12 protein-coding genes are annotated in these 16019 nt (G+C 72.9%); 1 reads left to right on the top strand and 11 read right to left on the bottom strand.

The genetic code is table 11. The annotated features are described in order from the left end of the window. The 11 genes from ACFWNV_RS24190 to ACFWNV_RS24240 all read right to left on the bottom strand — a co-directional run bounded on the left by ACFWNV_RS24190 (position 1) and on the right by ACFWNV_RS24240 (position 15070). Entirely contained in the window at positions 1-2742 is a 2742-nt protein-coding gene (locus tag ACFWNV_RS24190) for a tetratricopeptide repeat protein (RefSeq protein ID WP_383950734.1), read from the bottom strand. 5 nt (positions 2743-2747) lie between these two features. Then, positions 2748-4073, bottom strand: a complete 1326-nt coding sequence (locus tag ACFWNV_RS24195; protein WP_383950706.1) for a hypothetical protein — start codon at positions 4071-4073, stop codon at positions 2748-2750. Between the two features lie 131 nt (positions 4074-4204). Next, positions 4205-5140 carry a glutamate ABC transporter substrate-binding protein gene (locus ACFWNV_RS24200; protein WP_383950736.1) on the bottom strand — a complete coding sequence of 312 codons (936 nt, stop codon included), beginning with the start codon at positions 5138-5140 and terminating at the stop codon, positions 4205-4207. A gap of 134 nt (positions 5141-5274) precedes the next feature. Next, the gene (locus ACFWNV_RS24205) at positions 5275-6678 is read right to left on the bottom strand and encodes a hypothetical protein (RefSeq protein ID WP_383950708.1); all 1404 of its coding nucleotides are present in this window, start codon (positions 6676-6678) and stop codon (positions 5275-5277) included. 196 nt (positions 6679-6874) lie between these two features. Beyond that, positions 6875-7900, bottom strand: a complete 1026-nt coding sequence (locus ACFWNV_RS24210) for an N-acetylglucosamine kinase (RefSeq protein ID WP_383950711.1) — start codon at positions 7898-7900, stop codon at positions 6875-6877. Beyond that, a complete protein-coding gene (locus ACFWNV_RS24215) occupies positions 7891-9156 on the bottom strand; it encodes a 6-phospho-beta-glucosidase (RefSeq protein ID WP_383950713.1) in 1266 nt (421 codons plus the stop codon). Before ACFWNV_RS24215 ends, ACFWNV_RS24210 begins: the two co-directional genes overlap by 10 nt. A 5-nt stretch (positions 9157-9161) precedes the next feature. Then, positions 9162-10079 (bottom strand): carbohydrate ABC transporter permease, encoded by a 918-nt coding sequence (locus ACFWNV_RS24220; RefSeq protein WP_383950716.1) that lies wholly within the window; start codon positions 10077-10079, stop codon positions 9162-9164. Between the two features lie 3 nt (positions 10080-10082). Beyond that, a complete protein-coding gene (locus tag ACFWNV_RS24225; RefSeq protein WP_383950719.1) occupies positions 10083-11033 on the bottom strand; it encodes a carbohydrate ABC transporter permease in 951 nt (316 codons plus the stop codon). Positions 11034-11037: 4 nt separating this feature from the next. Next, positions 11038-12372, bottom strand: a complete 1335-nt coding sequence (locus ACFWNV_RS24230; RefSeq protein ID WP_383950721.1) for an ABC transporter substrate-binding protein — start codon at positions 12370-12372, stop codon at positions 11038-11040. A 111-nt stretch (positions 12373-12483) separates the two neighbouring features. After that, positions 12484-13731, bottom strand: coding sequence for an ROK family transcriptional regulator (locus tag ACFWNV_RS24235; protein ID WP_383950723.1), 1248 nt, complete (start codon positions 13729-13731; stop codon positions 12484-12486). Between the two features lie 241 nt (positions 13732-13972). Next, positions 13973-15070 carry a mechanosensitive ion channel domain-containing protein gene (locus ACFWNV_RS24240; protein WP_383950726.1) on the bottom strand — a complete coding sequence of 366 codons (1098 nt, stop codon included), beginning with the start codon at positions 15068-15070 and terminating at the stop codon, positions 13973-13975. A 261-nt stretch (positions 15071-15331) separates the two neighbouring features. Here ACFWNV_RS24240 and ACFWNV_RS24245 point away from each other — a divergent pair, with 261 nt between their 5' ends. Then, positions 15332-15886 (top strand): HNH endonuclease, encoded by a 555-nt coding sequence (locus ACFWNV_RS24245; RefSeq protein WP_383950729.1) that lies wholly within the window; start codon positions 15332-15334, stop codon positions 15884-15886. Positions 15887-16019 lie beyond the last annotated feature (133 nt).

The raw sequence follows: 16019 nt of genomic DNA on the forward strand, positions 1-16019 counted from the left end.
TCACACCCACGTCCGGGGACGGAAACGGTTTGCCCGTTCCACCAGTTCGATCCTCTCCTCGCCCCGCTGCGCCAGCCGTGCCAGCACGCGGAACGAGCGCTCCAGGCCGAAGCGCAGCCCCCGCTCGTCCAGTTGGCAGCCGAGGAGCGAGGTAGGGCCGGGATCGGAACCCCGGCTACCCGACAGTACCCAGTCCAGCGCCGAGCCCAGAACTTCCGCCCTGAGCCGCTCGTGCCGCACCGAGTCCAGTCCGAACCGTCCCAGGGCCTCCACCTGCGCCGCGGCCGCCGACAGGTCGGGCAGCAGCGCCTCCTGGGGAGACCGGTCGCGCAGGCGTGCCCGTACGGCCGCCACCCGCGCGGCGGTGTGGTGGATCGACGCCTCCGGTACGGATTCCAGTGTGCGCACGGCTCCGGCCCGGTCCCCGGTGGCCAGTTGCACCCGGGCCAGCCCGAAGGCCGCCCCGACGAACCCCGGATCCGTGGCCCACACCAGCCGGTAGTACTCGGCGGCGTTGTCCAACTGCCCCAGCACCTCCGCGCACAGCCCCAGCGCCAGCTTCGGCGCCGGTTCGCCGGGGAAGGCGTCGTAGACGGCGTCGAAGGACAGGGCCGCCGTCTCGTCCTCCCCGACGGCCAGCGAGGAGACGCCCCGGGCCCACACCACGCGCCAGTCGTCGGGGTGCCGCGCCTCCAGCCGGGCCAGCGCGTCGGCCACGAGCGGCGCGTCGGCGCCGCCCAGTTCGAGCCGGGCCCGCAGCTCCCGCAGCCGCAGCTCCGCGGACTCGACGGGCGCCGAGCCGAGCGCGGCCAGCAGGTCGGCCGGCGCGGAGGCCAGCAGGCCCGCCAGGAAACCGGCGTTGGGGTCCCCGGAGTCGACCAGCGGCACGGGCAGCGCCAGCGCGGCCTCGCGGGTGTCCAGCGTGGACAGTTCGGGCCGCCGGGCGGCGGTGATCCCGACGGGCGGCGGCGGTGCGGCCGCCGGTGCCCGGCGCGGGGCCGGCACGCCGGGGCCCGCGGTCCGGTGCGTCGAGGTGGTGACCAGCCCGGTCGTGCCGTACCCGGTGATCGGCGAAGCCGACGGAGCGGCCGGCGCCCCCACGGGCAGGGCCGCGCCAGAAGGCGGGGCGGGAAGCGGTGCGGGAGCCGGCGCCGCCGCGAGGGCGGCGGCCGGAGCCGGAGTCCGCCCAGCCCGCCGCTGCTTCACGGGACGCTCGCCCAGCCGGGACACGTGGCCGCCCGACCTGTCATCGGTGAACAGCCGGTCGTCCGGCACCCGCAGCTCGGGACCGAAGAGGGTGGAGACCTGCGGCCTCGGGCGGCCCGTCTGGAGCGCGACGACCTCGCGCAGCACCCCCGTCAGCTGGTCCGCCATCTCCTGTGCGGACGCGAACCGCCGCCCCGGATCCGGGTCGGTGGCCCGTACCAGCAACCGGTAGAAGGACTCGTACCGCCCGAACACCTCGATGTGCTGCGGGTCCGGCAGGGAGTCCACGAACACGTTCGTGTAGCCCTGGAAGTCGAAGGTCAGCACGGCCAGCGTGCGCGCCACCGTGTACAGGTCGGAGGCGACCGAAGGGCCGACCTCCGCCACCTCCGGCGCCTGGTAGCCGACGGTGCCGTAGATGGCCGACTCCTCGTCGTCCATCCGCCGGACCGCGCCCATGTCGATCAGCTTCAGCTGGTCGGCCTGCTGGATGGCGTTGTCGACCTTGAAGTCGCAGTAGAGGAGGTTCCTGCTGTGCAGGTGGCCCAGCGCCTCCAGGGCCTCGATGCCGTACGCGCACGCCTGCTCGACCGGCAGCGGATCGCGGCGGCCGTCCGTGCGGCGCCGCTCGTTGGCGATCTCCTTGAGCGATTTGCCGCCGACGTACTCCATGACGATGTACCCGTCCAGCGAACCGGTCCGCTGGTCCAGGTGCTCCACGAAGTTGTAGATCCGCACGATGTTGGAGTGCTCGATCTCCGCGAGGAAGCGCCGCTCCGAGATCGCGGCCGCCATCGCGTCCTGGTCACCGGTGTCCAGCAGGCCCTTGAGCACCACCCACCGGTCCGACACGGCCCGGTCCACCGCGAGGTAGACCCAGCCCAGCCCGCCGTGCGCGAGGCAGCCCGCGACCTCGTACTGGCCGTGGACGAGGTCGCCCGCGCGCAGCTTGGGCACGAAGGAGTACGGGTGCCCGCACTTGGTACAGAAACCTTCCGTCCGTCCCGGCCGCTCCCCGCGGGCCCGCCCCACCGGCGCCCCGCAGTCCGAACGCGAGCAGAACCGCTTGCGCTCGGGGACCTCAGGGTTCTCCAGCACCGCCGCCGAAGGATCCGGACGAGGCACCTCCGGTACGTTGACCAGCCCGGCGCCCAGCCGGCCGCGGCCCGAGCCCGAGGGAGCCGAGCCCGAACTGCGCACCGACACCGACCGGGTGGACGCGGCCCCCGAGAGCGCGCGCGAGAGCCGGCCCGACACGGAGCGCCGCGACGAGGAGGAGCGCGACGAGCGCGAAGCCCGCGAGGAGGAGGACGAGGAGGACCGCCCGGACCCGTGCGAGCCCTGGGATCCGTGCGAGCCCTGCGAGTCCCCGTGGCGGGCCGCGCTCGTCATCGCGGTCGGCACCGACACCAGTTCCTCGGCGCCCGCCGCGACGGCGCCGGCCGGCGCCAGGCCGCAGGTGCCGCAGTAGACCTCGCCGCCGCCCATGTCCTCGTACGTCCCCGGGCAGCCGGGGCGCATGCACGCCGTTCCGATCAGACTCACGCGTCCCCCTCCCTCGGCCCGTCGGGCCACTCGTGCACCGGTCGGTGCCCTTGCTGATCCTGCTGATCCCGCTGATTCTGCTGGTCCCGCTGGTCCTGCTGCGGCGCCGGCAGCGCCTCGGCCGTCGCCCACTGGTAGCGCAGCACCGCCTGCTCGGCGGCCCGCAGATCGCAGGGAGCGCTCCACAGCATCCGCCGGGCGGTGTCGTACCGCTCCATCAGCAGCGGATCCTCCGCCATGCCGAGCCGGGCCACCTTCGCCCGGTAGGCGTCGAGCCGCCCGCGCAGCTCCGCCCGCACGGCCAGCGGAGCCGTCACCGCGGTCAACGACTCGCGGGCCCGGCGCAGTTCCTCCCCGGCCCGCTCCTCCAGGGACTCCAGCAGCGGCGACAGCCGGTGCCACTGGGCCCGGCGCCGGTACTCGGCCGCCGCCGACAGCTGCTCCTGCAGGGCCGTCGGCGGGCCGCTCACCGCGGGCACCTCCGACGCCGCGATCTTCGCCAGCACCTCGCCGCGGGCCACCCGGGCCTCCGCCAGGGTCCGGTCGGCCCGCGAGAGCACGTCCCGCAGCCCGATCAGCCGCTGCTCGGCGTCCTGCCGGACGGCCAGTACCGCCTCGACCTCCCGGCGTACGTCCTCCAGCGCGAGCGCCGCCCGGTCGTAGCGCCCGGTGTCCGGACGGCCGCCGCCGGGCGCGGAGCTCCCGGCCATCGCGAACCAGAACGCCAGCGGGTCCTCGATCACCCGGGCCCGCAGGTCCGCCAGCTCGGCCGTGATGGCCTCCAGGTCGTCCCCCGAAGGGTGTTCCCCGGGCCGGACCCCCACCGAGTGGGCGAGGGCGCGCGTGCGGTGCAGTTCGGCGGAGAGGAGGTCGATCCGGGCGGGCAGCGCCGACCACACGGAGTCCGCGGCGACCACCACGTCCAGGGAGCTCGCGTACAGCTCGTTCATGCGGGACACCAGCTCGGCGAGGGAGAACCGCTCCGCGAGCGGAGCCCCCTCCACCGCGGCGCCGGAGATCAGCACCCCGGGCCCGCGCAGCCGGTCCGTCAGCTCGACCAGGTCCTCGCGGTTCGGCCAGCGGCGCCGCTCGCGGATCTCCCGGGCGGCGCCCAGCGCCCCGCTGTAGGCGTCGAAGTACCGCCACAGCCGGGTGATGGCCGCGTCGGCCCCGGCCCACCGCTCCTTGGTGACCCCGGTCAGCCCGGCGCCCTCCAGGAGCCGCCGGCCGGAGTGGTCCTGGAGCGCGAGCAGCGAGGTCTCGACGGCCTCGTGCTCCGCGCCCAGCCGGGCCAGCGCACGGTCCACAGCATCCCGGTCCATCACCGCCGGCTGGGCTCCCGAAGGCTGAGCCCCCGAAGGCTGGGCCCCCAAAGGATGCGTCCCCAAAGGATGTGCCTCCACCGATCCCGCCTCCGGTCTTGTGACATCGGGCTCAGAATCCGACACCGGCCTCAGTCCCGGTACTTGGGAACGGGCGGGCCGCCCACGCCGGGCAGCACGGGCTCCAGGTGGTCCCGGTAGGCCTTCATCCAGGGGCTGTCGCCACCGCCCGCGCGGTAGTCCTCCAGCACCTTGTTGACCCGGCGCACCAGGTCACCGGCGTCCTTGTTCATGGCCACCCCGTAGAACTCCTTGGTGAACGGGGAGCCGACCAGCCTGACCGACGGGTCCTGCGCGGCCTGCCCGGCGGCGAGGGCGTTGTCGGTGATGATCCCGTCGACCTCGCCCAACTGCAGCCGGACCAGGCAGTCGAGCTGGTTGGGCACGCTCACCGGGACGGCGCCGTAGGACTGGGCGGCCAGCGCCGCCTCCGCCGTGGAGCCGGCCGCCGTGCAGATCCGGCGGCCCTTCAGCGAGCCGTCGTAGCCGGTGATCGTCGACCCCTTGGGAGCCAGCACCTGCTGACCGGCCTCGAAGTACGCCGTCGAGAAGGCGACTTCCTCCAGCCGCTTGCAGTTGACGGTCATCGTGCGCACGACGATGTCGACGGTGCCGTCCTTGAGCGCGGGGATGCGCTGGCTGGTGGGGATGGCCCGGTAGATGACCTTGCCGTCCTCGCCGAATATGTCCTTCGCTATGGCCTTGACCAGGGCGATGTCGAAGCCGTCGAGCTCCCCGGCCGGATTGCGGTAACCCCACTTGAAACTGTTCTGGTCCACGCCCGCGACGAGGTGCCCCGCGGCGCGGATCCGCTGGATGGCGGAGCCGTCCAGCCCGTTGGGGCGCAGGCTCGCCTCCGGGTTCTCACAGGTGTCCGCGGGGGCCAGCGGAGCGACGGCCATCCTGGCCGGCTCGCGCACCGGCGAGGAGGCGCCCGGGCCGCCCGGCGCCGCCTGGGCCAGGGGCAGCAGCACGGCCGCCGCGGTCAGCGCGCAGGCCGCGGCCATCGCACCGACCCCGCCCCAGCCGCGCAGCCGGCCCGTCAGCCGCCGCAGGCCCCGTACGTCCTGGACCTCGGCAGTCTGCTCCGCGGTGTCCCCGGAGCCCTCGTCCGCGCGCTTCAACCGTCCCGGCATCGCTCTCACCTGTACTCCGAAAGCCTGCGCCCGATGCCGAGCAGGGCGCCCACCGCGCCGACGACCGCCAGGGCCGCCGTACCTGTCACCAAACCGTCGAGCGCCCCGAGCCCGTCCTGCGCCGCCCGGGTGAACTCGCGCTGCTCGTGGACCACGGCCTCTTCCAGCGAGGCGTCCACCGTGTCGAAGGCGCCGCCCGTGGGCTTGGGGTGGTCCTTGTCGCCGATGACCTGCCCGACGGCGCCCTGGTAGTCACCCGTCAAGTCGGTCTGCCGGGCCGCCGCGTGCAGGCCCTTCCACTGCCGCACGCCCTCCGCGGCGCGGGCCACCGGGTCCCGGCCGGCCGTGTCGTCGGCCAGCTTCGCCGCCGTCGCCAGGCCCGCGTCCAGGTCCTTCATGTCGTTCGAGAAGTCCACGTCGTACTTGTCGGACTTCTTGTCCTCGGCCAGTACGGCGCCGCGCGACACCAGGGTGAGGTTCTCGTTGGCCCGCGCCTGGAGCGAGGCGATCCGCGCGTCGTTGAGCACCTTGAGCGACTCCTGCCCGTCCGTGCGGGCCTCGCTCAGCCCCGACCGGGCGACCGTGTGCCCCGCGGCCAGCCACAGCAGGAGCACCAGCGAGGCGGCGGTCGCCGCGACGAGCCCGTGGTTGAAGACGCGGTTCGTACGGCGGTAGTTGCGCCGCTGGGCCCAGAGCAGGGCGGCGAGCGCCAGCAGACCGGCCCCGAAGGAGGCCAGGGGCAGCGCCCGGGCCTCGTCGTAGTCCGTGTAGAGCCGGCCGGTCTCCGCCTCGTAGAGCCGCTGCGCGGCGGGCAGCAGCTGGGTGCTCATCTGCTCGTTCGCGTACCGGAGGTAGGCGCCGCCGAGCGGCAGGCCCTGCTTGTTCGTGGCCCGGGCCTGCTCGATCAGACCGGTGTAGCGGGGGAGCTGCTCGCTCAGCAGGGTGATCTGCTTGCGGGAGTCCTCGCCGGCCGTGGTGCTGGCGGCCGCGTTCACCAGCAGCCGGGACGCGTTGGCTATGTCCTTCTCGTACCGGCTGCGGACCTCGCGGGGCTCGTTGCCGCCCGCGAGGAAACCGCTGGAGGAGGCCGTGTCGGCGTCCGCGAGGGAACGGTAGATGCTCGCCGCGTCCGCGCTCAGCGGCTGGCTGCGGCCCACGACGTCGTCGGCCGCGGTGACCCGGCCGGAGATCTCCCAGACGGCCACCGCGCCGAACAGCAGCACCAGCGCGGCCAGGGCCGCACCGACGATCCGCAGCCGGCCGGGCTCGGTGGTGGCGGCCGCGCGCAGCCGCTCCACGCCCTCCGCCCAGGCGGTGCCCCGCCCGGGCAGCGCGTCGGGCGGCGGCGCCGGCGGCCCGGAGGGCGCCTGGACGCCGCCGGGCGCGGGCGCGCGTGATGTGATGGCCACCCCTGACCTCCCCCTCGGTCCTTCGTGCTTCGCAGCAGTATGGCCTTAGTGGCGGTCCTCCACAGCACCCGGTCCGGGATCAGGCACGATCCGCCCCGATCCGTCCCCGGTCCTGCCCGGCCGGTCCCCCCGTCCGCTCCACCCCTTCACCGTCAGTACGCCCCGGGGGCCGCGATGGTTCCGGTGCGGGCGGGGTTCATCCGAAATGGGCACGCAGCTTCTCGTGGGCCCCGGGGCCCGCCCCCAGCGCGTCCAGACCCAGCAGGCCGGCGCCCAGCACCGGCGGGGCCGTCACCACTGAGACCCGTGCGTACGGGGCCCGTTCGGCCAGCAGGGCCTCCACCCGGCCGTTGAGCTGCGGGTGCCGGGCGGCCAGTACGCTGCCGCCCAGCAGGACGGGTGCCTCCTCGGCCAGCAGCCCGAGCCGCTCCAGCGCCACCGCGGCCAGGGCCACGACCTCCTCGGCCTGCCGCTCGACGAGGGCCGCCGCGACCGGATCACCGGCCGCGGCCACCGCGAACAGCACCGGCACCAGCTCGTGCATCCGTACGGGCTCGATGGTGCCCAGGTGCAGCGCCTCGATCAGCGCGTACACGGACTCCAGCCCGAAGTGCCCCGGCAGGGCCGCCGCGAGCCCGGTGGGACCCCCGCGCCCGTCCGCGGCGCGCGCCGCCCACCACATGGCCTCGGCGGCGAGCCCGCCGCCGCCGCCCCAGTCGCCGGAGATCTGTCCCAGCGCCGGGAACCGGGCGGTGCGGCCGTCGGGCAGCATGCCCACGCAGTTGATGCCCGCCCCGCACACCACCGCGACCCCGCGCGGGCCCCCGGCGTCCTCGCCGAGTCCGGCCCGCAGGATCGCGAAGGTGTCGTTGCGGACCTCGGTGGCCGCGCCCCAGCCGCGCGCGCCGATGGCCTGCGCGAGCTGGAGCTCCTCCACCGGCAGGTCCGCGTTGGCCAGACAGGCCGAAACCCGGACGGCGTACGGGGCTCCGGCCGCGGGCTCGGGCAGCCCGGCGGCCGCGGCCGCCTCGGCCACGGCCTGCCCGAGGACGTCCACCGCCGCTTCGACCCCGACGCGCGGGGGCTGGAAGCCGCCCGCGCGTCCGGTGCCGAGGACGCGGCCGTCCGCGGCGATCAGCGCCACGTCCGTCTTGCTGTTGCCCGCGTCGACGGCGAGGACCGCCGCGGCCGCCGGCGGGGGAACGGGCCGGCTCACGCCCATGCCAGGTGCTCCTTGTTGTGCGCGAGGAGCCGGTCCGTCAGCCCCTCGGCGAGGTCGAACTGGCCCACCAGCGGGTGCGCCAGCAGCGCCTTGAAGACCCGCTCGCGGCCGCCCCGCAGCGCTGCGTCCAGCGCGAGGTCCTCGTACGCCGTGACGTGCGAGATCAGCCCCGCGTACAGCGGGTCCAGCCGCGGTACGGCCAGCGGCGACGGCCCGGTGCGGTCCACCCGCGCCTGCACCTCGATGACGGCGTCGTCCGGCAGGAACGGCAGGGTTCCGTTGTTCAGGGTGTTCACCACCTGAACGGCGCTCCCGCCGTCGCCCAGCAGGGCCGCGGCCAGGTCCACCGCGGCCTCCGAGTAGAAGGCGCCGCCCCGCTTGGCGAGCAGTTCGGGCTTCTCGTCCAGCGCGGGATCCCCGTACAGGCCGAGCAGTTCCTTCTCCATCGCGGCGACCTCGGCGGCGCGCGAGGGCTTGGTGCCGAGCTCCCGGACCACCTCGTCGTGCGCGTAGAAGTAGCGCAGGTAGTACGAGGGGACGACGCCGAGCCGGTCCAGCACCGCGCGCGGCAGGTGCAGGTCCGCGGCGATGGCCTCGCCGTGCCGGGCGAGGAGCTGCGGCAGCAGGTTCTCGCCCTCCGGGCCGCCCTTGCGCACCCCCAGCTCCCAGGTGAGGTGGTTGAGGCCCACGTGGTCGAGGTGGATGTCGGCCGGCGTCAGCTCCAGCAGCGCGGCGAACTTGCGCTGGAAGCCGATGGCCACGTTGCACAGCCCGACCGCCTTGTGCCCGGCCTGCAGCAGCGCGCGGGTGACGATCCCGACCGGGTTGGTGAAGTCGATGATCCACGCGTCCGGGTTGGAGCGCCGGACCCGCTCGGCGATGTCGAGGACCACCGGGACCGTGCGCAGCGCCTTGGCGAGCCCGCCGGCGCCGGTGGTCTCCTGGCCCACGCAGCCGCACTCCAGCGGCCAGGTCTCGTCCTGGAGCCGGGCGGCCTGCCCGCCGATGCGCAGCTGCAGCAGGACCGCGTCCGCGTCGGCGACGCCCGCGTCGAGGTCGGAGGTGGTGGTGATCAGCCCCGGGTGCCCCTGCTTGGCGAAGATCCGCCGGGCCAGCCCGCCGATCAGCTCCAGCCGCTCGGCGGCCGGGTCGATCAGCACCAGCTCGCTGATGGGCAGGGTGTCGCGCAGCCGGGCGAACCCGTCGATCAGCTCGGGGGTATAGGTGGAACCGCCGCCCACCACTGCGAGTTTCATGATGACTAGCCTTTCACTCCGGTCAGGGTGACGCCTTCGACGAACGCCTTCTGGGCGAAGAAGAAGAGGACGATCACCGGGGCCATGACCAGCACGGTTGCCGCCATGGTGAGGTTCCAGTTGGTGTGGTGCGCGCCCTTGAAGGACTCCAGTCCGTAACTGAGGGTCCAGGCGGCGGGGTTGTCGGAGGCGTAGATCTGCGGGCCGAAGTAGTCGTTCCAGGCGGCGAAGAACTGGAACAGCGCCACGGCCGCGATCCCGGGCTTGGCCATCGGCAGGACCACCCGCAGCAGGGTGCGCAGTTCGCCGCAGCCGTCGACCTTCGCCGCGTCCAGGTACTCGTCGGGGATCGTCAGCAGGAACTGGCGCAGCAGGAAGATGGAGAAGGCGTCGCCGAAGGCCATCGGGATGATCAGCGGCCACAGGGTGCCGGAGAGGTCCAGCTGCTTGGCCCAGAAGAGGTACATCGGGATGACGACGACCTGGGGCGGCAGCATCATCATGGCGATCACGAGCAGCAGCGACAGCCGCTTGCCGCGGAAGCGGAACTTGGCGAGCGCGTAGGCGACGGGCACCGAGGAGACCACGGTCAGCAGGGTGCCGAGGCCCGCGTACAGCAGGGTGTTGCGCCACCAGGTCAGGAAGCCGGGGGTGTCCCACACCTTCGCGTAGTTGCCCCACTCCCAGCTGTGCGGCCACAGGTCGCGGGTCAGCGCCTGCTGGTCGCTCATCATCGAGGTCAGGAAGAGGAACACGAAGGGCAGGACGAAGAACAGCGCCGCCGCGACGCCGAGGGAGTGCACGGCCACCCAGTGCAGGGCGGCCCGGCGGCGTGCGGTGCGTACGGCCCGCGCCGAGTCCGGGGTGCCGGGCGCGGCGGGACGCGGGGTCCGCGGCGCGCCGCGGGTGAGGGTCTGGCTCATTCCTCAGTCACCTGCCTCGATCAGGCCGCCGCGCCGCCGCATGAGCAGCGCGGTGAAGGCCATGGAGAGGGCGAACAGCACCAGGGCGACCACGCAGGCGGCGCCGTAGTCGAAGCGCTGGAAGCCGACGTTGTAGATGACCTGGGGCAGGGTCAGGGTGGACTTGTCGGGGTAACCGGGCTCGAACTGCTGGCCCGAGCCGCCCATCACCCCGGATGCCACCTTCCCCGCCACCAGGGGCTGTGTGTAGAACTGCATCGCCTGGATGACGCCGGTGACCACCGCGAACAGGATGATCGGCGAGATGTTCGGCAGGGTGATGTGGCGGAAGCGCGCCAGCGCCCCGGCGCCGTCCAGCTCGGCTGCCTCGTACTGCTCGCGCGGTACGTCGAGCAGCGCGGCCATGAAGATGACCATCAGGTCGCCGACCCCCCACACCGCGAGCGCGGTCAGGGCCGGCTTGGACCAGGCGGGGTCGGTGAACCAGCCGGGCGTGGGCAGGCCGACCGCGTCCAGCAGGGTGTTCACCGGGCCGGTGCCCGGGTTGAGCAGGAAGACGAAGGCGAGGGTCGCCGCCACCGGAGGGGCCAGGTAGGGCAGGTAGAACAGGGTGCGGAAGACGCCCGTACCCAGCTTGATCTTGGTGATGAGCAGGCCGATGCCGAGCCCGAAGGCGACCCGGCAGGCGACCATGACCAGGACCAGCCACAGGGTGTTGCGCATGGCCGGCCAGAACATCGGCAGGTCGGAGAAGACGTAGGTCCAGTTGTCCAGCCCGTTGAAGACGGGCGGGCGGAAGCCGTCGTACTTGGTGAAGGAGAAGTAGACGGTGGAGACGAGCGGGTAGGCGAAGAAGACGCCGAACCCGATCAGCCAGGGCGACATGAAGGCCGCCGTGCGCAGTGCGGCCCTGCGGCGCCTGGTGCGCAGCGCGGGGGAGAGGGTGCCGGCCATCGGGCTACTTGGCCTTCGCGATGTCCGTGTCGACCTGCTGGTCGGTCTTGGCGAGACCGGCCGCGATGTCCGTGACCTCGCCCTTCTCGACCGCGTACGCGAAGTCGGTGAAGGTCAGCTGGTAGGTGCCGCCGTCCGCCTGCGCGGGGGTGGTGGTCGACTTCGGGTGCTTGGCGATGTCGATGAAGGTCTTGAACTCCGGGGTCACCTGGAGCTTCGGCGAATCCAGGGCGGCCAGCGTGGAGGGCACGTTGTGGATGGCGTTGGCGAACTCCACGACCGCCTCGGTGTCGGTCGTCATGTACTTCGTCAGCTCCCAGGCGGCGTTCTGCTTCTTGCTGCCCGAGGAGATGCCCATGATCGTGCCGGCGAGGTAGCCCTTGCCGTAGTCGGCGATCCGGTCGTCGGGGACGGGCATCGGAGCGGTCCCGATCTCGAACTTCACCCCGGCCTCCTTCGCCATGGGGGCCCGCCACTCGCCGTCGATCTGCATCGCCACCAGGCCCAGGTGGAAGGGGTGCTCGGCGCTCCACTCGTCGCCGAAGGTGGTGCGGAACTTCTCCAGCTTCTCGTACCCGCCGAGCTTGGACACCAGGTCCTTCTGCGCCGTCAGCATCTGTGTGAAGCCGGGGTCCTTGGCCAGGTTGGACTTGCCGGCGGCGTCGAAGTACGACGGGCTCCACAGCGCGGCCAGCCGCTGGGGGGCGGTCTCGTAGCCGTGGTAGGTGGGCATGATGCCGAGCTGCTCGTACGAATCCCCCTTGGGGATCGTCAGCTTCTGCGCGGCGGCCTCGAACTGGCTCCAGGTCTTGGGCGGTTCGGTGATCCCGGCGGCCGCGAAGGCGGTCTTGTTGTAGACGAGGCCGTACGCGTCGTTCAGCAGCGGCAGCGTGCACTGGTTGCCGTTGAACTGGGTGTACTCCAGGAGGGTCTTGGGGAAGACCTTCTCCTTGTCGACCCCGGACTTCTTCAGGAAGGGGTTCAGGTCGGCGAAGGCGCCGGAGTTGCAGAACTTGCCGACGCTGTCGGTGGTGAAGGAGGAGACCACGTCGGGGGCCTTGTCCCCGCCGGCGCGCAGGGCCTGGTTGATCTTGTCGTCCGTCATGTTGCCCGTGACGTTGACCTTGATGTTCGGGTGCGCCTTCTGGAACCGGGCGATGTTGTCCTCGATGGCCTTGATCTCGCTGGGGGCGGACCAGCCGTGCCAGAAGTTGAGGGTGACGTCCTTGGTCGGGTCGTCGGCGGCCGTGTTGGCGGCGGAGCCCGTACACGCGGTGGCGAGTACGGATATCGCGGCGAGGGAGGTCGCGGCGAGGGTCAGGCGGCGGATTCCGGGCATGGCGGAGTCACTCTCTGCGCGGGGGGACTTCCTGGAGGGGTGGGGAGGAGCCGTGTTGCGGGGAGGCGTGCCGTGTTGCGGGGAGGTGCGGACTCGTGCGGGTGGTGCGGTTCAGCGGCGTGAGGTGTCGAAGACCTCGTCGCGGGTGGCGGCGAGGGCGCTCTCCAGCGCCCCGCGCAGGACGGGCCGTTCCCGTACCTCGCCGGTCACCAGCAGGGGCCGGGACGGGGCGAGGTCGGCGAGCTCGGCTTCGAGGAGCTCGCGCAGCGGCTCCCCGCCGGCGATGGTCAGCGCGCCGGAGAGGATCACGATCTCCGGGTCCAGTACGGCGACCAGCGAGGCGAGTCCGGTGGCGAGGGCGGTGGCGTACTCCCGCAGGAGGTCCAGGTGGGCCCCCTCGGGTGCGGCGGCGGCCTGGGCCAGCAGCGCGGCCGCCGCTTCGACCATGGCCCCGGCCTCGGCCCCGTACACGGCGCCGTGCACCGAGCCGGCCCCGGCCGCGGCGGCCGGCGGGGCTTCGACGCCGAGCCGCTCCGCCATCGCGGGCAGCACCTGTACGCCGGCCAGTTCCTGGTAGCCGCCGGAGTTGACCCGGGTGACCTGGCGGACCAGCGGGTGCCCGGCGACCGGCAGGAAGCCGATCTCCCCGGCGCCGCCGGTCCAGCCGCGGTGCAGCCGGCCGCCGAGCACGAGGGCGGCCCCGAGGCCCTCCTCGTTCCACAGCAGGACGAAGTCCTCGTGGCCGCGGGCGGCGCCGAGCCGCTGTTCGGCGACGGCGGCGAGGTTCACGTCGTTCTCGTACTCCACCGGCATCGGCAGGGCCGCGGCGAGCTCGTCGAGGAGCGTGGGGGACTGCCAGCCCGCCAGGTGGTCGGCGTAGCGCAGCACCCCGGTGCGCGGGTCGAAGGAGCCGGGGGTCGCGATGACCACCCGGTGGATGTCGGCGAGGTGCAGCCCGGCGTCCTTGACGGCCTCGCCGAGGGCGCGGGTGACCTGATCGACCGGCCCGGTGCCCTCCGCGTACGGGAGCTCGTGGCTGCCGATCACCCCGCCGGCCAGGTCGGCCACGGAGGCGAGGATCCGGCCCGGGGTGACGTCGAGTCCGGCGACGAAGGCGGCCCGCGCGTTGACGGCGTAGAGCTGCGCGTTGGGGCCGGGGCGGCCGGTGGCGGTGCCGGTGGCGACGACGAGCCCGGCGGCCTCCAGACGGGCCAGCAGCTGGGAGGCGGTGGGCTTCGAGAGTCCGGTGAGGTGCCCGATCCGGGTCCGGGACAGGGGACCGTGCGTCAGCAGGAGCTCGAGCGCGGCCCGGTCGTTCAGGGCGCGCAACAGGCTGGGCGTACCGGGGGTGGCGGGCATGGGGTGGCTTCTCTCTCACCGAGGTGAACTGTTAGGTAAGTTTCCTATTCGTGGGTCGCTCGTGTCAATGGCGGCGCGTGCACCCACGAAGCACCCGCGCGGACCCACGTACGCCCGCGCGGACCCGCGAACATCCGCGCGGACGCACGTACACCCGCATACACACCACTGCCCCCGCAGGTCGGACCTGCGGGGGCAGCGGCGTACGGATGCCGGTTCGTGCGGGGCGGGCGGACGGGCGCTACTTCGTGATGCGCGGACCGGAGGCCGAGCCGCCCGCGGCCGGGTGCGGGATCTCCGCGGTGGCCAGGGACTGCGGGGAGGTCGGGTTCGCCAGCGCCGACGGCGCGGCGACGGACGCCGAGGGGTCGGCCGGGGCCGCGTCCTCCTCGGGCGCCGGCAGGCCCCCGACGATCCCGATGCCCGCGGCGTCGAAGGCGTCCTTGATCCGCCAGCGCAGCTCGCGCTCCACCGCGAACTGCTGGCCCGGCATCGTCTTCGCGGACACCGATACCGACATCGAGGCCAGCAGCACCTCGTCCAGGCCCAGCACCTCCACCGGACCCCACAGCCGCTCGTCCCACGGGGACTCCTTGGCCATGGTGTCGGCTATCTCCTTGATCACCTCGCGGATGCGGCCGAGGCTCTCGTTGGGCTTGACCTGCACCGCGACGCTCGCCGTGGCCCAGCCCTGGCTGAGGTTGCCGATCCGCTTGATCTCGCCGTTGCGGACGTACCAGATCTCGCCGCTGTCACCGCGCAGCTTGGTGACGCGCAGACCCACCTCGACGACCTCGCCCGAGGCCACCCCGGCGTCGATCTTGTCGCCGACGCCGTACTGGTCCTCAAGGATCATGAACACGCCGGAGAGGAAGTCCGTGACCAGGTTCCGGGCACCGAAACCGATCGCCACACCGGCCACACCGGCGCTCGCCAGCAGCGGGCCCAGATTGATGTCCAGCGCGCCCAGCACCATCAGGGCCGCCGTGCCGAGGATCAGGAACGAGGCCACCGAGCGCAGGACCGAACCGATGGCCTCGGACCGCTGGCGGCGCCGCTCGGCATTGACCAGCAGACCGCTCAGGGCCGTGCCCTCGACGGCGTCGGCGCCGCGGTTCATCCGGGTGATCAGCTTGGTCAGCGACTTGCGGACCACCGAACGCAGGGCGAAGGCGATGACCAGGATGAGCAGGATCCGCAGACCCAGGTAAAGCCATCCGGCCCAGTTCTCCTCGATGAAACTGGCCGCGTTCGTGACGCTCTCGTGGGTATCTCTGATCGTTTGGGACGCGTCCGGGTTGTCGGCTGCGAGCAGGAGCAGGGCGGCAGGCCTGGGCACGGCGGGAACCTCCAGATGTAGCGTCCTGCCCGCGGTAGGGGTGGGGCGGGCAGACCATCCACCCTAACGGGGCACTCGGCCTGACTTGTTGCCGTGTTCGAGGGAGAGACCAGACTCACGCGGGGATGAAGCGGTTGTGGTCGAAAACACCTCGGACCCGTTACGGGCGCGTGGTGGCGCTTCGACCAGCCGTAAGGGGAGACTGGAAAGCAGATCGTCCCGGCGCGAGCCACGCGCCGCCGGCGTTATAGGAGGCAGTCCGTGCCGCACGTCCTGGTCCTCAACGCGTCGTACGAGCCCCTCGGCGTCGTACCGCTCCGTCGCGCGCTCGTCCTCGTCCTGGAGAACAAAGCCGTCTCCCTGGAAGAATCCGGCGCCTTTCTGCACAGCGCGACAAGGGCCGTCCCCGCGCCCAGCGTGGTTCGGCTCAAGCGCTTCGTGCGGGTCCCCTACCGGGGGCCCGTTCCACTCACCCGCCGCGCGCTGTTCGCCCGGGACGGCGGTCGCTGCATGTACTGCGGGGCCGTCGCCACCAGTGTCGACCACGTCATCCCGCGCAGCCGGGGCGGCCAGCATGCCTGGGACAACGTCGTCGCCGCGTGCCGCCGCTGCAACCACGTCAAGGCCGACCGGCACCTCGTCGACCTCGGCTGGCGGCTGCGGCACCAGCCGGCTCCGCCGTCGGGGCTGGCCTGGCGGATCATCGGGACGGGGCACCGGGATCCGTGCTGGATGCCGTACCTCCAGCCGTACGGGGCGGAGGATGCGCTGGATCGCATCGGGCTCCCCCTGGCCGCCGCGGCGGTCGCGTCATAGCCCCCTGAGCCGGGGCCCGGGACCCCCTGGGGCTCCGCCCCAGACCCCGCTCCTCAAACGCCGGAGGGGCTGGATTTCGGGAGCTGGGGTCCGGGGGCCGGCCCCCGGGGAACGGTGGAAGGGCGGGTAGGGG

Origin of the sequence: Streptomyces sp. NPDC058401 (genome assembly GCF_042722885.1) — a bacterium.
In the GTDB taxonomy this organism is placed as follows: Bacteria; Actinomycetota; Actinomycetes; order Streptomycetales; family Streptomycetaceae; genus Streptomyces.